General features: G+C 67.3%; 16 protein-coding genes and 1 riboswitch. Of the genes, 4 read left to right on the top strand and 12 right to left on the bottom strand.

From position 1 onward, the window contains the following. Nucleotides 1-71: 71 nt before the first annotated feature. Nucleotides 72-1,292 (top strand): JmjC domain-containing protein, encoded by a 1,221-nt coding sequence (locus tag VHN57_RS22195; RefSeq protein ID WP_423285531.1) that lies wholly within the window; start codon nucleotides 72-74, stop codon nucleotides 1,290-1,292. After that, a complete protein-coding gene (locus VHN57_RS22190; RefSeq protein ID WP_423285529.1) occupies nucleotides 1,280-1,846 on the top strand; it encodes a pseudouridine synthase in 567 nt (188 codons plus the stop codon). The genes VHN57_RS22195 and VHN57_RS22190 overlap by 13 nt, the downstream gene beginning before the upstream one ends. Before the next feature lie 816 nt (nucleotides 1,847-2,662). On the opposite strand, the gene VHN57_RS22185 is transcribed toward VHN57_RS22190, so the two are convergent. After that, on the bottom strand, nucleotides 2,663-2,983 hold the full coding sequence (locus VHN57_RS22185; RefSeq protein ID WP_423285527.1) for a hypothetical protein: 321 nt from the start codon (nucleotides 2,981-2,983) through the stop codon (nucleotides 2,663-2,665). Between the two features lie 271 nt (nucleotides 2,984-3,254). Between VHN57_RS22185 and VHN57_RS22180 the strand changes: the two genes are divergently transcribed. Then, nucleotides 3,255-5,099 carry an ABCB family ABC transporter ATP-binding protein/permease gene (locus VHN57_RS22180; protein ID WP_423285525.1) on the top strand — a complete coding sequence of 615 codons (1,845 nt, stop codon included), beginning with the start codon at nucleotides 3,255-3,257 and terminating at the stop codon, nucleotides 5,097-5,099. 4 nt (nucleotides 5,100-5,103) lie between these two features. On the opposite strand, the gene bluB is transcribed toward VHN57_RS22180, so the two are convergent. From bluB to phhA, 11 genes are all read right to left on the bottom strand, one after another. Beyond that, on the bottom strand, nucleotides 5,104-5,739 hold the full coding sequence (bluB, locus tag VHN57_RS22175) for a 5,6-dimethylbenzimidazole synthase (RefSeq protein WP_423285523.1): 636 nt from the start codon (nucleotides 5,737-5,739) through the stop codon (nucleotides 5,104-5,106). Beyond that, the gene (gene cobO, locus VHN57_RS22170) at nucleotides 5,739-6,344 is read right to left on the bottom strand and encodes a cob(I)yrinic acid a,c-diamide adenosyltransferase (RefSeq protein WP_423286100.1); all 606 of its coding nucleotides are present in this window, start codon (nucleotides 6,342-6,344) and stop codon (nucleotides 5,739-5,741) included. Before cobO ends, bluB begins: the two co-directional genes overlap by 1 nt. A gap of 2 nt (nucleotides 6,345-6,346) precedes the next feature. After that, nucleotides 6,347-10,066, bottom strand: coding sequence for a cobaltochelatase subunit CobN (cobN, locus tag VHN57_RS22165; protein ID WP_423285521.1), 3,720 nt, complete (start codon nucleotides 10,064-10,066; stop codon nucleotides 6,347-6,349). After that, nucleotides 10,066-11,118, bottom strand: coding sequence for a cobalamin biosynthesis protein CobW (cobW, locus tag VHN57_RS22160; RefSeq protein WP_423285519.1), 1,053 nt, complete (start codon nucleotides 11,116-11,118; stop codon nucleotides 10,066-10,068). Before cobW ends, cobN begins: the two co-directional genes overlap by 1 nt. A 177-nt stretch (nucleotides 11,119-11,295) precedes the next feature. Next, a riboswitch (cobalamin riboswitch) is annotated at nucleotides 11,296-11,535 on the bottom strand. A gap of 30 nt (nucleotides 11,536-11,565) precedes the next feature. After that, complete coding sequence (locus VHN57_RS22155) at nucleotides 11,566-11,943, bottom strand: Rieske (2Fe-2S) protein (protein WP_423285517.1); 378 nt, start codon at nucleotides 11,941-11,943, stop codon at nucleotides 11,566-11,568. Next, a complete protein-coding gene (gene maiA / locus VHN57_RS22150; protein WP_423285515.1) occupies nucleotides 11,940-12,584 on the bottom strand; it encodes a maleylacetoacetate isomerase in 645 nt (214 codons plus the stop codon). Before maiA ends, VHN57_RS22155 begins: the two co-directional genes overlap by 4 nt. Next, nucleotides 12,581-13,873, bottom strand: a complete 1,293-nt coding sequence (fahA, locus tag VHN57_RS22145) for a fumarylacetoacetase (RefSeq protein WP_423285513.1) — start codon at nucleotides 13,871-13,873, stop codon at nucleotides 12,581-12,583. Before fahA ends, maiA begins: the two co-directional genes overlap by 4 nt. Then, a complete protein-coding gene (hmgA, locus tag VHN57_RS22140; protein ID WP_423285511.1) occupies nucleotides 13,870-15,186 on the bottom strand; it encodes a homogentisate 1,2-dioxygenase in 1,317 nt (438 codons plus the stop codon). Before hmgA ends, fahA begins: the two co-directional genes overlap by 4 nt. Further along, a complete protein-coding gene (gene hppD, locus VHN57_RS22135) occupies nucleotides 15,179-16,219 on the bottom strand; it encodes a 4-hydroxyphenylpyruvate dioxygenase (protein ID WP_037519495.1) in 1,041 nt (346 codons plus the stop codon). The genes hmgA and hppD overlap by 8 nt, the downstream gene beginning before the upstream one ends. A gap of 10 nt (nucleotides 16,220-16,229) precedes the next feature. Further along, nucleotides 16,230-17,441 (bottom strand): amino acid aminotransferase, encoded by a 1,212-nt coding sequence (locus VHN57_RS22130; protein ID WP_423285508.1) that lies wholly within the window; start codon nucleotides 17,439-17,441, stop codon nucleotides 16,230-16,232. Continuing rightward, nucleotides 17,438-18,304, bottom strand: coding sequence for a phenylalanine 4-monooxygenase (gene phhA / locus VHN57_RS22125; RefSeq protein ID WP_423285506.1), 867 nt, complete (start codon nucleotides 18,302-18,304; stop codon nucleotides 17,438-17,440). Before phhA ends, VHN57_RS22130 begins: the two co-directional genes overlap by 4 nt. Before the next feature lie 94 nt (nucleotides 18,305-18,398). Here phhA and VHN57_RS22120 point away from each other — a divergent pair, with 94 nt between their 5' ends. Then, nucleotides 18,399-18,884: an Lrp/AsnC family transcriptional regulator gene (locus tag VHN57_RS22120; RefSeq protein WP_423285504.1), complete on the top strand. Its 486-nt coding sequence runs from the start codon at nucleotides 18,399-18,401 to the stop codon at nucleotides 18,882-18,884. Nucleotides 18,885-18,887 lie beyond the last annotated feature (3 nt).

The raw sequence follows: 18,887 nt of genomic DNA, 5'->3' as shown, positions 1-18,887 counted from the left end.
GCCCGCCCCTCCTGCCGATCCGGTCCATCTGCTTTGACATTGGCAGGGCACAGGGGCAAGGGTTCGGGCCGATGGCAGGCGCGCCCCGCGCGCCGCCCCTTCCCGGCGAGACCCCGATGCATCTGCATGATTTCGATATCGACCTGTTCCTGCGCGACTATTGGCAGCAAAGGCCGCTGCTGATCCGCAATCCCTGGGCGCAATGGACCAACCCGCTGGCGCCCGAGGAACTGGCGGGCCTCGCCTGCGAGGAGGGCGTCGAGTCGCGGCTGGTGGTGCAGGCGGACGGCGACTGGACGATGGAACAGGGGCCGCTGGCGGAGGATCGCTTCGCCGCGCTCGGCGCCAGCCCCTGGACCTTGCTGGTGCAGGCGGTGGATCACCAGGTGCCCGATATCGCGGCGTTGATCGCCCCGTTCCGCTTCATCCCCGACTGGCGGATCGACGATGTCATGGTCAGCTATGCCAGCGACGGCGGCGGCGTCGGCCCGCATTTTGACCAATATGACGTCTTCCTGATCCAGGGCGCGGGCCGCCGCCGCTGGCGCATCGGCCAGATGTGCGACGATAACAGCCCGCTGCGCCCCCATGCCGACCTGCGCCTGCTGGCTGAATTCGACGCGACCGACGAATGGGTGCTGGAGCCCGGCGACATCCTCTATGTCCCGCCCGGCATCGCCCATGATGGCGTCGCGGTGGGCGCCGACTGCATGACCTATTCGGTCGGCTTCCGCGCGCCGGCGCGCAGCGAACTGATCGAGGGCTGGACCGATCGCCTGCTCGAAGGGCTGGGCGAGGATGATCGCTATGCCGATCCCGCCTTGGCGCGCCAGGCCAATCCCGGCGAGATCGCCCCGGCCGCGCTGGCCCGGTTGCAGGCGATGGTGCTGGAACAGCTGGCCGACCCGGCCGGCTTTGCCCGCTGGTTCGGCGAATATAGCAGCACCCGCAAATATCCCGAGATTGACTGGGCACCCGAGGAAGCGATCGACCCGGCCACGATGCAGGCGCTGGTAGCGGAAGGCGCACCCCTGCGCCGCAATCCGGCCAGCCGCTTCGCCTTCGTCCGGGCGGAAGACGCCATCCTGCTGTTCGTCGATGGCGCGTCGCATGACTGCACCGGTGCCAGCGCGACACTGGCGCAGCAATTGTGCGCGGACGACGCGCTGGAGCTTGATCCGGCGCTGGCGGGCGACGCCGCCGCAATCGCGCTGCTGGTGCTGCTCCACAATCAGGGCAGCATCGCGTTCGAGGACGAAGAAGAGGAGGAGGACGACGCATGGGACGACTGATCCTCCTCAACAAGCCCTATGGCGTGCTGTGCCAGTTCAGCGACGAGCGCACCGGCCCGCCGCGCCCGACCCTGACCGACTATGTCGACGTGCCCGGCGTCTATCCCGCCGGCCGGCTCGACCTCGACAGCGAAGGGCTGTTGCTGCTGACCGATGATGGCCGGTTGCAGGCGCGCATTGCCGACCCGCGCTTCAAGATGCCCAAAACCTATCTGGTCCAGGTAGAGGGCGACCCCGACGATACGCCGCTGGCGGCGCTGCGGCGCGGCGTGCAGCTGAAGGACGGCATGACCCTGCCGGCCGAGGTCGAGCGGATCGATGATCCCGCGCTGTGGCCGCGCGACCCGCCGGTGCGCTTCCGCAAGAGCGTGCCCGATTGCTGGCTGCGCCTCACCATCCGCGAAGGCCGCAATCGGCAGGTTCGGCGCATGACCGCGGCGGTCGGCCTGCCGACCCTGCGCCTGGTCCGCTGGCGCATCGGCGACTGGACGATCGACGACATCGCGCCGGGCACCTGGCGGGAGGCGCCGGCGATCCTGCGCCAGGGCCGATAGAGAACGCCTCTCCCGAAGTTCACAGTGTAAACGGGCTTTTAGGGCCTTTTGCGCCGGTTTTGCCTCTGCGACGCGCCGGTCACGCGCGGGAAACGCGTCACCTCCAACAAGGGGCGGGTCCGCGCACCGCGCCCGGATCGCCCCCGCCGCGCGCCGCCGAAGCGACACCCACCCACCGGTTGCGCACCGGGCAGGCGCCGGATGGAGAAGACGGGGTGACGAAGGAATGCGCTGTCGCATCGCCAAGGGTAGAGCAGAGCCAGGGTGAATAGGAAAGCGGTGGGCGATGACGGCCGCGCGCGCGATCGGGTCGCGTCCGGCGCGACATTGCTGGGGATGAGCGGTAGCGACTATCTCCCGTCATTGATGGCTGACGGCCCAATGCTGCCCTCTCCTCGTCGTCATCCCGGACTTGATCCGGGATCCATTCAGCAAGCCCTATCTGGCGCAGTGCAGAATGGCTCCTGACTTTCGTCAGGATGACGCCTGTGGGGATTGGCAGGCTTCGACCAAGAGCGGCGGCAAAATCCTCCCCTGCAAGGGGAGGGGGACCACGAAGTGGTGGAGGGGTGTCACCCTATCGAGAGGAGGACACCCCTCCGTCTGGCCTACGGCCAGCCACCTCCCCTAGCAGGGGAGGATGGTCTGGAAGCGACCAGCAGCGGACGTTTCCCACTCCCCTTCCTTCCAGGGAGGGGCCGGGGGTGGGTGCGCCGCGCAGCGGCGGTCTACGGTCGATAGGGCAGAAGCTCGCTACGCTCGCAACCCACCCCAACCCCTCCCTGGAAGGGAGGGGCTATGCCTTGTTCCCACCCTTCACCCCTCCCGTTCGCGCGCCTTGACCTTGCGGACCTCGGCGAGTTGGCCCATCAAAATCGTCAGCGCATCGCGCTCCGTCTGTGGCAGATCCCTGGTCTCGAAATGGCGGATCAGCACTTCGAGCGCGTCGCCGATCCGGCCGATCTGCCGGCCATAGCTGCCGACCTCGTTCAATACCGTGCGCTCTATGTCCGGGCGTGCCGTCTGGCCGAGCGCGATATTGATGAGGCCGACCTGGCCGCCGCTCTGCGTCCAGGTCAGGGGATTGATCGCCTGCCACAACCGTTCGGGTGCCAGCGCCACACTAAAAGGTTCCATGCCGTGCTCCTTGTCGGGGAAGGATGACGGAGGCGAAGCCTGCCATGGGCGCCGCATCGGGGCAAGATGCTGTCCTACAGCAGCCCGCTTTGCTATTCTTGCCACCCGGTTTCCGACTTTTCGATAGGATCGGCGGGGCGCAAGAAAATGTCAGAATGTGCGGGAAATATGCGAAGTTAAGCGGATGATCTCCAACAAGGGACGCTTTTGCGTGGCCGGCCGGATGGTCGCGCCACTGGATTGCCGCCCGTCATGCCCTAAATAGCGACAAATGCCCCCAGCCACGCCCGATTCCACGCCCCTTCCGCCCGCCTGGGCCACGCTGCGGCGCTTCATCCCCTATCTCTGGCCGGCCGATGCGCCGGCGCTGCGGCGCCGTGTCGCGGTGGCGCTGGCGCTGGTCGCGCTGGCCAAGGTCGTCACCCTCGCCATGCCCTTTGCCTATAAGGGCGCGATCGACCGGATGGCGCCGGGGCTGGAACCGGCCGCCGGCCTCGCCATGGCGCTGGTCGTCGCCTATGCCGGCGCGCGCTTTGGCGGCGTGCTGTTCGACAATCTGCGCAACGCCATTTTCGAGAAAGTCGGGCAGGAAGCAGGCCGGCGCCTGGCCGACGATGTCTTCGTCCACCTCCACCGCCTGTCGCTGCGCTTCCATCTCGACCGGCGCACCGGCGCCGTCACCAAGATCGTCGAGCGCGGTACGAAAAGCATCGACACGATGCTCTATTTCCTGCTGTTCAACATCGCGCCGACGGTGCTGGAACTGCTCGCCGTCTGCGCCATCTTCCTGGTGAAGTTCGGCCCCGGCCTGGTCGCCGCGACGCTGGCCATGGTCGCCCTCTATATCTGGTTCACGCGGCTCGTCACCGAATGGCGCAACCAGCTGCGCCGCGACATGGTGGACATGGACACCAGCGCCGTCGCCCATGCCGTCGACAGCCTGCTGAATTTCGAGACGGTCAAATATTTCGGCGCGGAGGAGCGCGAGGCGCGGCGCTACGGCACCGCCATGCGCCGCTATGCCAAGGCGGCGGTAAAGTCGGAAAACAGCCTCGCCTGGCTCAATATCGGCCAGTCGCTCATCACCAACCTGATGATGGGCGGGGCGATGGCCTATACCGTCTGGGGCTGGAGCCGGGGGCAATTCTCGACCGGCGACGTGGTGCTGGTGAATACGCTGTTGTCGCAGCTGTTCCGCCCGCTCGACCTGCTCGGCATGGTCTATCGCACCATCCGCCAGGGCCTGATCGACATGGAGGCGATGTACAAGCTGATCGATACCGAGACGGAGGTGGCCGACGCGCCCGGCGCCCCGGCGCTGCAGGTGGCGGGCGGCGCGGTTCGCTTCGATGCTGTCCGCTTCGGCTATGATCCCGAGCGCGAGATCCTCCATGGCGTCAGCTTTGCGGTGCCGGCGGGCAAGACGCTCGCCATCGTCGGCCCGTCGGGCGCGGGCAAGTCGACCATCGCCCGTATCCTGTTCCGCTTCTACGATATCCAGGGCGGCACCGTGTCGATCGACGGGCAGGATATCGCCGCCGTGACGCAGGCATCGCTGCGTGCCGCGATCGGCATCGTGCCGCAGGACATGGTGCTGTTCAACGACACGGTCGGCTATAATATCGGCTATGGCCGCGAAGGCGCAAACCAGGCGGAGATCGAGGCGGCGGCCAAGGCGGCGTCGATCCACGACTTCATCATGAGCCTGCCGCAGGGCTATGATACCCGCGTCGGCGAACGCGGCCTCAAGCTGTCGGGCGGCGAGAAGCAGCGTGTCGCCATCGCCCGCACGTTGCTGAAAGACCCACCGCTACTGGTGCTGGATGAAGCGACCAGCGCGCTCGACAGCCGCACCGAGACCGAGATCCAGACCGTGCTGCGCGACATCAGCCGCAAGCGCACGACATTGGTGGTGGCCCATCGCCTGTCGACCGTGGTCGATGCCGACGAGATCATCGTGCTGGACGCCGGCCGCATCGTCGAGCGCGGCCGCCATGCCGATCTGGTCCGCGCCGACGGCCTCTACGCCACCATGTGGGCGCGCCAGGCAACCGAGCGTGAGGATATGCCGCAGGAGCCGGGCATCGAGGACATGTTCGAGGTCGCCCCGCAATAAATGGTCATCGCTCGCTGATCTGCGCCAGCGGATCGAGCCGGGCTTGCCAGCCCAGCCGGTCCAGCTCGGGCGTGTCGGCGACGGCTTCGGGATAGCCCAGGCATAGCAGGGCAGCGAAGGTCCAGTCGTCGGGCACCGCCAGCGTCCGCGCGACGAAGGCGGGGTCGAGGATCGACACCCAGCCGAGCGCCAGCCCACGCGCCCGCGCCGCCAGCCACAGCGTGTGGATCGCCAGCACCACCGAATGGAGCCGTGTCTGCGGCATGGTCGCCGCGCCCAGCCCCGCGCCGGCCGATGTCGCATCGTCGCAGAAGACGGCGATGATCTCCGGCGCCTCGCCCAGCCCGTGCAGCTTCAGCGCGCGATAGGCGTCATGCCGGGTCGCGTCGGCGATCTGGCTGGTGGCCCGCTCCCGCTCGGCATCGACATGATCGGCCAGTGTCGCGCGCAGCGCCGGCGTCCTTACCCGGACGAAGCGCCAGGGCTGGCTGTTGCCGACCGAGGGCGCCAGTTGCGCCAGCGTCAGCAGCTCCAGCACCATCGCCTCGTCCAGTGGATCGGTGCGGAAATGGCGCACGTCGCGGCGCCAGGTCAGCAGCTCCGTCAGCGTCACGCAGAAATCGGGATCGAAGGCCTGCATCAATATTCGATGCCGGCCTGCGCCTTCACCCCGCTGCGGAAGGGATGCTTGATCATGGTCATTTCGGTGACCAGATCGGCCGCCTCGATCAGCGCCTCGGGCGCGTTGCGGCCGGTGACGACGACATGCTTCATCGCGTCCCTGCCGGTCAGCACCGCCAGCACCTCGTCCAGCGGCAGATAGTCGTAGCGCAGCACGATGTTGAGTTCATCGGCCAGCACCATCGCATAGTCAGGGTCGGCGACCATGCGTTTCACCTCGTCCCACGCTTCGCGGGCCAGCGCGATGTCGCGGCTGCGATCCTGCGTGTTCCAGGTGAAGCCCTCGCCCATAGGCTTGAATTCGACCTGTTCGGGGAAGGCATCGAACACCGCCTTCTCGCCGGTGGTCATCGCGCCCTTCACGAACTGGACCACGCCGACCTTCTTGCCATGGCCGATCATGCGCACGACCATGCCCAGCGCCGCCGTGGTCTTGCCCTTGCCCTTGCCGGTATGGACGATCAGCAGGCCCTTTTCCTGGGTCTTGGTCGCCATGATCTTGTCATGGGCGGCCTGCTTCTTCTTCATCTTTTCCGCATGCTGTTCGTCGGTGCGTTCGACCATCATCACTCTCCAGAAAGCTCGGCGAGCAGCATGCCCGCGCTGTTGGACTTGGGTTTCCACAGACCGCGTTCCAGCGCCTCGGCCAGCCGGGCGGCGGTCTCGCGCAGGGCGGCGGGATTGGCGTCGGCCATGAAGGCGCGCACGGTGTCGTCCTCGATGAAGGCGGCGTGGACGGCGTCGAAATGATGATCGCGTACCGCATGGGTGGTGGCGGCGAAGGCGAAGAGATAGTCGACCGAGGCGGCGATCTCGAACGCGCCCTTATAGCCATGGCGCATGACGCCAGCGATCCATTTGGGGTTGGTGACGCGGGCGCGCACGATGCGGCCGATCTCATCCTCCAAGGTGCGGATCACCGGCCGCTCCGGGCGGCTATGGTCGTTATGATAGCTGAGCGGCCGGGTGCCTTTCAGATGTTCGATGGCGGCGGCGATGCCCCCTTCGAACTGATAATAATCGTCGCTGTCGAGCAGGTCATGCTCGCGATTATCCTGGTTCTGGACGACCGCGTCGGCCTGGGCCAGGCGGGTGGCGAACAGGCTGCGTTCGCTGTCGCCCTCCACCCCCGCGCCATAGGCATAGCCGCCCCAGTCGAGATAGACGTTCGCCAGATCGGCGCGGCTGTGCCAGATCTTCTCGTCGATCATCGCCTGCAGTCCCGCGCCATAGGCGCCGGGCTTCGATCCGAACACGCGGGCGCCGGCGCGGCGCGCGGCCTCCGTGGCGTCGGTGCCGTCGGCCACCAGCGCCGCCTGTTCGGCGCGATGCCGGGCGGCGGCAGGATTATCCTCGTCCGGCTCATCGAGCGCCATCACCGCGCGGGCAGCGCTGTCGATCAGGTCGATCTGTTCGGGGAAAGCGTCGCGGAAGAAGCCGGAGACGCGCAATGTCACGTCGACGCGCGGCCGGCCCAGCTCGGCCAGGGTCATCATCTCGAAGCCGACGACCCGCCCCGAACTCCATTCCCAGCGCGGTCGCACCCCCATCAGCGCCAGCGCCTGCGCAATATCATCGCCGCCGGTGCGCATGTTCGCCGTGCCCCAGGCGGACAGGGCGATGGCGCGGGGATAGTCGCCTTCGCGCTGGAGATAATCGTCGACCAGCAATTGCGCCGATCGCTGGCCCAGATCCCAGGCGACAGCGGTCGGCACCGCGCGGGTATCGACCGAAAAGAAATTGCGCCCGGTCGGCAGCACGTCGGGCCGCCCCCGCGTCGGCGCGCCCGATGGCCCCGGCAGCACGAAACGCCCGTCGAGCCCGGCCAGCAGGGCGGCCGCCTCGCGCGGGCCACAGGCATCGACGCGCGGCGCCAGATCATCGGCGATCGCTGCCAGCACGGCTGCACTGGCCGGGCCGACCGGCGCCGCGCCATCGACCAGAGCCGCCGCCAGCAGTTCCAGCCGCTCGACCATGTCGCCATGGGTGCGCCAGGCATCTGTGGATAAGTCTGCCAAAGCCGCCGGACGCGGCCCATCCCATGGCACGCCCAGCACGCAATCGAGCGGATCGAAATCGAGGCCCAGATCATCGGCCAGCGCCCGCAGCAGCGACGCCTGCCCCGGATGATCCAGGCCGCGCAGCGTGCGCGCCAGCGCGATCAGCAGGTCGCGCCGCAGTCGCCCCTCCGGCGAGGCGGTGAAGACATGCAGCCCGTCGCGAATCTGCAATTCCTTCAGCTCGCACAGATAATTGTCGATCGCGGCGAGCGCGTCATCATCGTCGCCGGCGGCACCCGCATCCTTGTCCAGCCCCTGGCTGCGGGCGAGGTCGATGATATCGCGGCGCAGCCGGTCGAGCCGGCGCGGGTCCATGCCGGCGGCGAGATAATATTCGTCCACCAGCGCTTCGAGCTGCTTGAGCGGCCCATAGCTTTCCGCGCGGGTCAGCGGCGGGGTCAGATGGTCGAGGATGACGGCGCCGATGCGGCGCTTGGCCTGCGTCCCCTCGCCCGGATCATTGACGATGAAGGGATAAAGCTGCGGCACCGGCCCGGCGCAGATTTCGGGGAAGCAATCGGCCGAAAGCGACACCGCCTTGCCCGGCAGCCATTCCAGATTGCCATGCTTGCCGACATGGACCAGCGCCTGCGCGCCGAAATCCTGCGCCAGCCAGACATGAAAGGCGAGATAGGCGTGGGGCGGCGGCAGCGCGGGGTCATGATAGCTGCTCTTGGGATCGATATTGTAACCGCGCGCCGGCTGCACCGCGATCGCGACATGGCCGAAACGATGGACCGCAAGGCGAAAGGCACCGTCCCGCACGAAGGGATCGGCTTCAGGCGCGCCCCAGCGATCGACCATGGCCGTGCGGGCGCTGTCGGGCAGAGCGGCAAAGGCGGCGCGATAGACATCGAGCGACAGGCTGGCTTCGCCCGGCCGATCCATCGACGCCCGATCATTGGTGACGCCGCCGGTCATCAGCCGCATCAACGCGGCGCCATCGCGCGGCGCATCGCCGATCGCATAGCCGGCCTCGCCCAATTGGCACAGGATCGCGGCGGCGCTGGCGGGCGTGTCGAGGCCGACGCCATTGCCGATGCGGCCATCGCGATTGGGATAATTGGCCAGCACCAACGCGACCCGGCGCTCGGCCGGTGCGGTACGGCGCAGCGCCGCCCAGTTGCGCGCCAGATCGGCGACGAAGGCGACCCGGTCGGGTGCGACGCGCGGCACGACGATGCCGCACTGGGTCCGCGCGTCGAACCGCTCAGCCGCCTTGAAGGCGACGGCGCGGGTGAAGAGGCGGCCGTCCACTTCGGGCAGGGCGACATTCATCGCCAGATCGCGCGGGCCAAGGCCACGGGCGGACCCGCGCCAGCTGCCTTCCTCGACCCCGGCAAAGGCGGTCTGCAGGATCGGGCAATCGGCCTGTTCCAAGATGCCCGGCACGCGCGGCTCGGACGACGACGAGGCGGCGAAGCTGGTCGCATTGACGATGATGTCGGGCGCGATGTCGGCCAGCAGCCCGCCAAGCCAGTCGCGCACGAAGGGTTCGCGCAACGCACGCACATGCACGGCGGCGACATTGAAGCCGCGCGCGCCAAGCGCCGCCACCATCGCATCGACCGCGCTCAGCGTGCCGGCCACCACCAGCGCGCGATAGAAGATCAGCAGCGCCACCGGCCGCCCCTCGACCCAGGTTGCGCGCAGTTCGGCTACGCCCGGCCGGTCATGGCCGGGTAGGTAGAGGCCGGCGTCAGCGATCGGCAGCGGATGGTCGGGCTCGCCCGCATCCGCGCCGGTCAGCCGGGCGGCGCAGCGCAGGAAGGACAAAGCATTGGCGGTGCCGCCCTGGCGCAGATAGTCCCGCAACTGCTCGCGCATCGCCGCCGGCACGGTGGAAGCACGATCCAGCGCCGGATCGCCCTCCCGCCCGTCGGCGATCGCGGCGAAGGCGATGCCCCGTTCGCGTGCGACCTGCGCAATCTCGTCCACGCCATAAGGCCAGTAGCTCTTGCCGCCGAGCAGGATGACGCAGACGAAGCGCGCCTTGGCGATCACCTTCTCGACATAGAGATCGACCGAATAGGGATGTTTGAGCTGCAACAGATTGGCCAGCCGCACGCTCGGCGCGTCATCGGGCAGGCGCGCGGCAGCGGCGGCGAAACAGGCCAGATCGCTGTCCGCCACGGTCAGGATGACGATGTCGCCGGGCGGCTGATCGAGGTCGATCGCCTCCTCGCCGTCGCTGATCGTTCCCGGCGTGGCGGACAGGAGATGCATCAGCCGAGCACGGCCTGGATGTCGGCCTCGATCGCGGCGCGGTCCAGCCCCTTCTGGCCGATCACCACCAGCTGGGTCCGGCGCGCCTCCCCCGCCTGCCAGGGGCGGTCGAAGAAATGCTGGATGCGCGGGCCGACCGCCTGCACCACCAGACGCATCGGCTTGCCGGCAACCGCGACCATGCCCTTGACGCGCAGCACGTCATGGGTGGCGATCAGCGCGGACAGCGCCTCCACCAGCGTGTCGGGATCGGCGACCGCAGCGCCGCCGACGACGAAGCTGTCGAAATCATTATGGTCATGATCCTCGCCCTCCGCCTCATGGTGCGAGGGGCGGGCGTCAAGATCATCCTCCGCCGCCGCGACGATGCCCAGCAGCGCGCCGATATCGACCGCACCATGAGCGGCGCGGACGATCTTCACGCCGGGCCGCGTCTCGGCATCGACCTGCGCCTCGACCGCGGCCAGCGTGTCGGCATCGACCAGGTCGCTCTTGTTCAGCACCACCATATCGGCACAGGCGAGCTGATCCTCGAACAATTCCTCCAGCGGGCTGTCATGGTCCAGATTGGGATCGGCGGCACGCGCGGCGGCCAGCGCCGCCTCGTCGGTGGCAAAGCGACCGGCGGCGACCGCATCGGCGTCGATCAGCGCGACGACGCCGTCCACCGTGGCGCGGGTGCGGATGTCGGGCCACTGGAAGGCCTTGACCAGCGGCTTGGGCAGCGCCAGGCCCGACGTCTCGATGATGATATGGTCGGGCGGGCTCGGCCGGTCGAGCAGCGCGGTCATGGTCGGCAGGAAATCGTCGGCCACGGTGCAGCAGATGCAGCCATTGGCCAGTTCGACAATATCCTCTTCCGGGCAGGCGGCGTCGTTGCAGCCCTTCACCAGTTCGCCATCGACGCCGACATCGCCAAATTCGTTGATGATGAGGGCGAGCCGGCGCCCCTTCGCATTTTCCAGCAGATGGCGGATCAGCGTGGTCTTGCCCGCGCCCAGAAAGCCGGTGATGACGGTGGTCGGAATCTTGGCAGATGCAGTGTTGGCCATGACAAATACTCGCGCGCCGGAGCAACCGGGGCGGGAGCGAACCGGGCGCGCACGCACGGCCGGCCCGCATCGCGGACGGGCGCTTGTTCGCCCGCAGATGCGTGACCGCGCGGCTCCAGCCGCCAACCTGTCGCTCAGACGGAACACCGTGCCCCGGCCATCCCCTGGACCAAAGCAAGAGCGACCTAAACGCCGGCAGGTCTCCTGGCTTGCGGGTCATAGCGGGAGGAACGGCCTTCCCAGGCCTCGCAGGATTTAGCGTCCGGCCCAGTGGCTGCCCTCCCGGCTGGGGAGGGCGCTGTTCATCACGCTCGCCGCTCACAGTTGCAGGGACAGCTGCGGACTTGGATGCCATGGCATCCGCACCGCCTTCCCATTTTAAGCCCCCGTGGGGGCACCGGCGCGATCATGTCGGGACGATGCGAAGCGCCGTCCCTGGGCCGGTTCCTAGTCGCTTTGGGCAGCGGTGACAATCCAGCCATCGGCGATGGCGAGTGGCCAGGGCGTGAGGCGCTGGCCGACGCACGCCCCGCCGACGCAGACACCATCGTCGCGGCGGAAAATGGCGCCGTGCCAGCTACAGCGGATATGGCTGCCATCCGGGGTCAGATAATCGTCCAGCTGCTGCGCCAGCGGCAGGCCGGCATGGGGGCATTGGTCGACAAAGCCGACGACATGATCGCCGGTGCGCACGGCAAAGCCATGGAAGCGGCCGGCGCGCATCTGCAGCACAAAATTGCGCGCCTTGCCGTCGGCGATTTGCGCGATCGGGCACAGGCGCACGCCCGCCGGCGTCGCGAACAGGCGCGTGTCGGCGTCGCTCATGCGTCGGCGTCGGGCTGGCGATCGGGGTGCGCGGCGGCAAAGGCGGGGAGCGCGCATGCCGCCGCGTCCACGGCGCACAGCCGCGGAAAGGGCGTCAGGTCGACGCCGAAGCGCCGGGCATTGTAGAGCTGAGGCACGATATGGCAGTCGGCGAAACTCGGGCCGTCCCCGAAGGCATGGGTGCTGCCGTGTCGGGCGACCAGTGTTTCGAGCGCGGCCAGCCCCTCGCCGGTCCAGCGCGCGATCCAGGCGCGGACCTGATCCTCGCTGGCACCAAAATCCTGCCGCAGCGCCTGCAACACGCGCAGATTGCCGAGTGGATGAATGTCGCAGGCAATGATGCCGGCCATGGCACGGACGATCGCGGCATCGCCGGGATCGGCGGGCAGCAAGGGCGGCTGCGGCCAGCGCGCCTCGATCCATTCCAGTATCGCGCCGCTCTGCGTCAGCACGGTGTCGCCATCGACCAGCGCGGGCACCAGCCCCTGCGGCGCCAGCGCCCGATAGTCGGGCGCGCGCTGCGCACCGCTGCGCAGGTCATGAGTGACCTGTGCATAGTCGACGCCCTTCAAGGCCAGCGCGATCCGCACGCGATAGCTCGCGCTCGATCGCCAATAGCCATGGAGGATAAGGTCGCTCATCGCGCCGGCACGACCATCGCGCGGCATTCGCCAAAGCCGATCGACACATGGCCGGGGGCGGACGCGGTGGCGCGCAATGTCACCTCGTCGCCATCCTCCAGGAAGCAGCGTGTCTCGCCCGACGGCAGCTCGATCGGCTCGCGCCCGCCGCTGCTGATCTCCATCAGGCTGCCATAGCCCTCGCGCGTAGGGGCGGAGATGGTGCCGCTGCCCAGCAAGTCGCCGGGCATCAGGTTGCAGCCATTGGAGGCATGATGGGTGACGATCTGGCTGACGGTCCAGTACATGTTGCTCGCCGGCCCCTGGCTGAGCCGCATCGGCGGCTGGCCTGCGTCGCGCATCGCCTGGGTGGAGAGATAGACTTCCAAGGTCAGCGCCAGCGCACCATGGGTCTGGTCATCGGCATCGCTGAGGTAAGGCAACGGCGCCGGGTCGCCTTCGGGCCGGGGCGGCTGGGCGATGCGGAACGGCGCCAGCGCCTCGGGCGTCACCACCCAGGGCGAAATGGTCGAATGGAAATTCTTGGCGAGGAACGGCCCGAGCGGCTGATATTCCCACGCCTGGAAATCGCGCGCCGACCAGTCGTTGAGCAGGCAGAAGCCGGCGACATGATCCGCCGCCTCGCTGATGGGGATCGGGCTGCCCAGATCATTGCCGGCGCCGATCCATACGCCCAGTTCCAGCTCATAGTCGAGCCGGGCGGTCGGGCCGACCACCGGCACATCGGCTTCGGGCGGCTTGCGCTGGCCGCGCGGGCGGACCAGTGGATCGCCCGACGGGCGGATCGAGGACGCCCGGCCATGATAGCCGATCGGCACATATTTATAATTGGGCAGCAGCGGATTGTCGGGCCGGAACTGGCGGCCGATATTGTTGGCGTGATGGATGCCGACATAGAAGTCGCTATAGTCGCCGATCCGCGCCGGCAGGTGCAGCATGCAGTCGGCGGCCCGGTGCAGCAGCGGCTCGACCGCCGGGCGATGCGCCGGGTCCGACAGTAAAATGCTGATCCGGCGGCGCAGGGCGACCCGCTCCGCCACCGGCAGCGCCATCAGCGCATTGAGCTGCCCTTCCAGCAGCGGCGCGCAATCGATCAGCCCGGCGCCGACGCAAGCGGCCAGGTCCAAAATGGCGTCGCCAATCGCGACACCGGCGCGCGGCGAAGCTCCTGCGGGCGAAAACAGGCCATAGGGCAGGTTCTGGATCGGGAAATCGCCATGATCCTGCGCGCTCGCAACCCAGCTGGTGCGGGCGGGATCATGGGTTTCGTCTATGTGCCAATAGCTCATGGGGTCTCGTTCATCGGGGGAAGCTGGGCCTTGCGGAAGCCGGACCAGCAATCATCATAATCGGGTTGCAGCAGCGGGCTTTCCATCGCCCAGCGCGTGGGGCGCAGCCCCATGCGGCTTTCGAACATGAAGGCCATGGTGTTGGCGATGCGCTGGGGCTGGAGGTCGGCGGCGATCGCCTTGTCATAGCTGGCGCGGTCGGGGCCATGGCTGACCATGCCATTGTGCAGCGACGCGCCGCCGGGCGCGAAGCCGCCCGCCTTGGCATCATATTCGCCATGGATCAGGCCCATCAGCTCGCTCATCACATTGCGATGGAACCAGGGCGGCCGGAATGTGTCCTCCGCCACCATCCAGCGCGGCGGGAAGATGACGAAATCGATATTGGCGGTCCCCGGCGTCTCGCTCGGCGAGGTCAGCACCGTGAAGATCGAGGGATCGGGATGGTCGAAACTGACCGTGTTGATCGTGTTGAAACGGGTCAGGTCATAGCGCAGCGGCGTCAGATTGCCGTGCCAGGCGACGACGTCGAACGGGCTATGGTCCAGCATGGTTGTCCACAGGCGGCCCATATACTTCTGCACCAGCGCATAGGGCCGCTCGACATCCTCATAGGCCGCGACCGGCGCCTCGAAATCGCGCGGGTTGGCCAGGCCATTGGCACCGATCGGCCCCAGATCGGGCAGGCGGAAGGGCGCGCCGTAATTTTCGCAGACATAGCCGCGCGCCGCGCCCTCGATCAGCTCGACCCGGAATCGAACCCCGCGCGGGATCAGCGCGACCTGCAATGGCGCGACGTCGATCACGCCCAGTTCGGTGACGATGCGCAGCGCCCCCTGCTGCGGCACGATCAGCATCTCGCCATCGGCGCAGACGAAGGCGCGGTCGATCATAGAGGCCGTCGCGGCATAGAGATGCACGGCGCAACCCTGTCCCGCCGCGACATCGCCATTGCCGGCATAGCTGGTGAGGCCGTCGATAAAATCAACGTCACCCTCAGGCAATGGCAGCGGGTTCCAGCGCAGCCGGTTGGGTGAGGGCGGCACTTCGTCGAACGGCGCGCTGCGCAGCAAGGCTGCAGCATCATAGGGCGCGAACGGCGGATGCGCCGCCGCTGGCCGCATGCGATAGAGCCAGCTGCGCCTGTTCTCCGCCCGCGGCGCGGTGAAGGCGGTACCGGACAATTGCTCGGCATAAAGGCCATAGGGCACGCGCTGGGGCGAATTGCGCCCCACCGGCAGTGCGCCGGCCACCGCCTCGGTCGAAAAATGATTGCCGAAGCCGCTCATCATCCGGGGCGGCGCGTCACTCATCGACGGTGATCACGCCGCGACGGATCTGGTCCAGCTCGATCGATTCATAGAGCGCCTGGAAATTGCCATTGCCAAAGCCTTCATTGCCCTTGCGCTGGATGATCTCGAAGAAGATCGGGCCGAACATCGTCTCGGTAAAGATCTGCAGCAAGATGCCCTCCTCGCCGACATTGCCGTCGATCAGAATGCGGTTGCGCTTCAGTCGTTCCAGATCCTCGCCATGGCCCGGCACGCGCTGGTCGACCAGTTCATAATAGGTCTCGATCGTGTCCTGCAGCCGCACCCCGCGCGCGCGCAGCCGCTCGACCGTGTCATAGATATTGGCGGTGGTCAGCGCGATATGCTGGATGCCCTCGCCATTATAGTCGCGGATGAACTCCTCGATCTGGCTCTTGTCGTCCTGGCTCTCGTTCAGGGGAATGCGGATCGCCTTGTCCGGCGCGATCATCGCCTGGCTGAACAGGCCGGTCGCCTTGCCCTTGATATCGAAATATTTCTGCTCCTCGAAGCCGAAGAGGGTGCGGTAAAATTCGCTCCACACCCGCATCTGGCCGCGCTTCACATTGTGGGTCAGATGGTCGAGCAGGTCGAGGCCGACATTGTTGCGCGCTTCGGCTTCCCGCCAGCCGGGAAACTCGGCCCAGTCGGCATAGGGATCGCCGCCATCGGGCATGAAATAGAGGTAGGAGCCGCCAATCCCCTGGATCACCGTGTCATTCTCGTCCGTCGGCTTGCCGCCATGGTCGAGCGCCCAGCGCAGCGCCGCATCGGGATCGGCGACGCGAAAGGCCATGGCGCTGGCCGAAGGGCCATGCTCGCCACGGAACGCAGCGACCCGCCCGGCATCGTCGCGGTTGAGCATCAGGTTGATCCGCCCCTGTTTGTAGCGGGTGATATTCTTGGTCGGGTGCCTGTGCGTCGCGGTGAAACCCAGCTGCTCGAACTGGGCCGCCATCTTCTCGGGCTCGGGCGAGGTGAATTCGACGAACTCGAAGCCGTTGAGGCCCAGCGGGTTGGCGGGATCGATGGTCATAACGGGTTCCTCAGGCAGAAGGCAGATGCGGCGAAAGGCCGGCAACGAAGGCGGGGATGGTGTCGAGCCGCAGCCCGGCGATGTTGATGCGGCCATTGCCGGCCATGTAGATGCCATGGTCGGCGCGCATCGCGGCGACGGCGGCGGCGCTGACCGGCAGCATCGCGAACATGCCGCGCTGGCCGGAAATGGCGGCAAGCTGCGGATGGGCGGCCGCCAGCGCTGTGCGCAGCGCATTGATGCGGGTGCGCATCTGGTCCAGCTCGCTCGTCCATTGCGCGCGCATCGCCGGGCGTTCCAGGATGGTGCGGACGATCGCCGCGCCATGATCGGGCGGCATCGACCAGATGCCGCGCGCCAGCGCGACGATGTTGGAGAAGGCGAGCGTGGTCAGCGCGGCATTCGCCCCCTGCACCCACAGCGCCCCCACCCGCTCGCGATAGAGGCCGAAATTCTTGTCGCAGCTATAGGCGACCAGCGCATCGGGCACGACGGCCAGCATCTGGCGCGTGGCAGCGGCGTCCGCCTCCAGCCCGTCGCCCAGCCCCTGATAGGCCAGGTCGATGAACGGGATCAGGCCGCGCGCCGCGCACAGATCGGCAATCGCCGCCCATTGGTCGGCGCTGAAATCGACGCCGGTCGGATTATGGCAGCAGCCATGGAGCAGCAGCACGTCGCCGGCCTGCGCCGCGGTCAGATCAGCCAGCATCGCGTCGAAATCGACCGCGCCGGCGCCATCCAGGAAACGGTGCGACGCCAGCGCCAGCCCGGCCTCGCGGAAGATCGGCGCATGATTGGGCCAGGTCGGATCACCGATCCACACGGTGGCGCCGGGCCGGGCGCGGGCGATGAGGTCGGCGCCCAGCCGCAGCGCGCCGGTGCCGCCGGGTGTCTGCACCCCGGCAATCCGATCGGACCCGGCAAGCGGACCAAAGACAATGCCGGCGAGCAGATCGACAAAGCCCGTGTCACCCTCCGGCCCAAGATAGGATTTGCTGCCCTGTTCGGCCAGCAGCACCGCTTCGGCCGCCTTCACCGCGCGCATCACCGGGGTCGCGCCCGCCTCGTCGCGATAGACGCCGACGCCCAGGTCAATCTTGTCGGCGCGCGGATCGGCGCGATACTGCGCGATCAGCCCCAGCAGCGCGTCGGGCGCCTGGCGATCGAGCGCACCGAACAGGGACCGGCCGGGCGCCGGGGCAAGAAGGGTCGTGTCTGTCATAGTACCTCAGGAGCGCGGGCACGGGCATAGGCCTGGGTGCCACGGGTGTAGATGATGTCGGTGTCGGCGATCGCGTCGGTCGCGAAATCGGGCTGCCCCGCCAGTTGCGCATAGAGCGGGGCGAAGTCGGTCTCGATCGTCTGGCGCAACAGATCCTCGAAACTGTCGATGACGAAATAGCTCTGCTGATAATCGTCGATGCGATAGCGGGTGCGCATCAGCCGCCTGAGGTCGAAGCCCAGGCGATTGGGCGAGGGGTCGTCGAGCGCGAAGACGGATTCGCCATAGGAGGAGACGATGCCCGCGCCATAGAGGCGCAGCCCCTCGGGCCGGCGAATGAGGCCGAACTCGACCGTGTACCAGTAGAGCCGGGCCAGCCGCTCGATCGCGCCCAGATCGGCGGCGCGCAACCCGCCCTCACCATAGGCCTGCATATAGTCGGCGAAGACCGGGTTCGCGAGCAGCGGCACATGGCCGAAGACATCGTGGAAAATGTCCGGCTCCTGCAGATAATCGATCTGGTCGGGGGTGCGGATGAAGCGGCCGGCCACGAAGCGGCGATTGGCCAGATGCTCGAAGAAGATCCGATCCGGCACCAGCCCCGGCACGGCGACCACCTGCCAGCCGGTCGCCCGCATCAGCCGATCGGACAGCTCCTCGAAATTGGGGATGCCGGGGCGGTTGATGCGCAAAATGTCGAGCCCGGCCATGAACTCGGGCACCACCCGGTCGGGCAGCATGGCGGACTGGCGCGCGAACAGCCTGTCCCACATCGCATGTTCAGCCGCGCTGTAGCGGTCCCACGCCTGCGGGATCGTCCAGTCGGCGGCGACGCCAGTGGGCGGTGCGATATCCTCTACCATCGCACCAATCTCTCACAGACTGGGCGTAATTGCCTTTCAATCGGACAGGATTTATGAAGGTTTTTGCGAAATCAATTCACCGATCGGCGACATCATGAACAAATCCGTCAATCTCGACACACTCGACCGCCGCATCGTCGCAGAGCTTCAGCGTGACGCCTCGCTCAGCAATGCGGACCTGGCCGAACGGGTCGGCAGCACCGCTCCCTCCTGCTGGCGACGGATCAGGGCGCTGGAGGAGATGGGCGTGCTCAAGGGCGCGGTGCGCCTCGCCGATGCGGAGAAGCTGGGCCACGCCGTCAACATCTTGTGCAGCGTGCGGATGAAGAGCCACACCAGCGAAAGCGTCGACGCCTTCCACGCCTTTGTCGAGGCGCATCCGCAGATCATGGAATGCTACCTCATGTCGGGCGAATGGGACTATCTGATGCGGGTCGTGGCCTCCGACGTCGCCGATTATGAGCATTTCCTGATGCGCAACCTGCTCAAACACCCCTCGGTCGGCGGCGCCTCCTCCCACTTCGCCCTGTCGGTGACGAAATTCACCACGGTGCTGCCGGTGGGGGAAGCGGGACGGTAGGAA

It is taken from the genome of Sphingobium salicis subsp. salicis, from assembly GCF_049472635.1.
GTDB classification, from domain to species: domain Bacteria; phylum Pseudomonadota; class Alphaproteobacteria; order Sphingomonadales; family Sphingomonadaceae; genus Sphingobium; species Sphingobium yanoikuyae_A.
The sequence above is the reverse complement of the archived record's forward strand: the minus strand, read 5'-3'. Positions and strand labels throughout refer to the sequence as shown.

What these genes read in the sequence shown, in the direction of transcription:
- VHN57_RS22195 (WP_423285531.1), top strand. Translation starts at nt 72, where the DNA reads ATGGCAGGCGCGCCCCGCGCGCCGCCCCTTCCCGGCGAGACCCCGATG.
- hmgA (WP_423285511.1), bottom strand. Translation starts at nt 15,186, where the DNA reads ATGAGTGACGCGCCGCCCCGGATGATGAGCGGCTTCGGCAATCATTTT.
- VHN57_RS22155 (WP_423285517.1), bottom strand. Translation starts at nt 11,943, where the DNA reads ATGAGCGACGCCGACACGCGCCTGTTCGCGACGCCGGCGGGCGTGCGC.
- cobO (WP_423286100.1), bottom strand. Translation starts at nt 6,344, where the DNA reads ATGGTCGAACGCACCGACGAACAGCATGCGGAAAAGATGAAGAAGAAG.
- VHN57_RS22180 (WP_423285525.1), top strand. Translation starts at nt 3,255, where the DNA reads ATGCCCCCAGCCACGCCCGATTCCACGCCCCTTCCGCCCGCCTGGGCC.
- hppD (WP_037519495.1), bottom strand. Translation starts at nt 16,219, where the DNA reads ATGACCATCGATCCCGCCAACCCGCTGGGCCTCAACGGCTTCGAGTTC.
- phhA (WP_423285506.1), bottom strand. Translation starts at nt 18,304, where the DNA reads ATGGTAGAGGATATCGCACCGCCCACTGGCGTCGCCGCCGACTGGACG.
- VHN57_RS22190 (WP_423285529.1), top strand. Translation starts at nt 1,280, where the DNA reads ATGGGACGACTGATCCTCCTCAACAAGCCCTATGGCGTGCTGTGCCAG.
- VHN57_RS22120 (WP_423285504.1), top strand. Translation starts at nt 18,399, where the DNA reads ATGAACAAATCCGTCAATCTCGACACACTCGACCGCCGCATCGTCGCA.
- maiA (WP_423285515.1), bottom strand. Translation starts at nt 12,584, where the DNA reads ATGAGCGACCTTATCCTCCATGGCTATTGGCGATCGAGCGCGAGCTAT.
- VHN57_RS22185 (WP_423285527.1), bottom strand. Translation starts at nt 2,983, where the DNA reads ATGGAACCTTTTAGTGTGGCGCTGGCACCCGAACGGTTGTGGCAGGCG.
- bluB (WP_423285523.1), bottom strand. Translation starts at nt 5,739, where the DNA reads ATGCAGGCCTTCGATCCCGATTTCTGCGTGACGCTGACGGAGCTGCTG.
- fahA (WP_423285513.1), bottom strand. Translation starts at nt 13,873, where the DNA reads ATGAGCTATTGGCACATAGACGAAACCCATGATCCCGCCCGCACCAGC.
- cobW (WP_423285519.1), bottom strand. Translation starts at nt 11,118, where the DNA reads ATGGCCAACACTGCATCTGCCAAGATTCCGACCACCGTCATCACCGGC.
- cobN (WP_423285521.1), bottom strand. Translation starts at nt 10,066, where the DNA reads ATGCATCTCCTGTCCGCCACGCCGGGAACGATCAGCGACGGCGAGGAG.
- VHN57_RS22130 (WP_423285508.1), bottom strand. Translation starts at nt 17,441, where the DNA reads ATGACAGACACGACCCTTCTTGCCCCGGCGCCCGGCCGGTCCCTGTTC.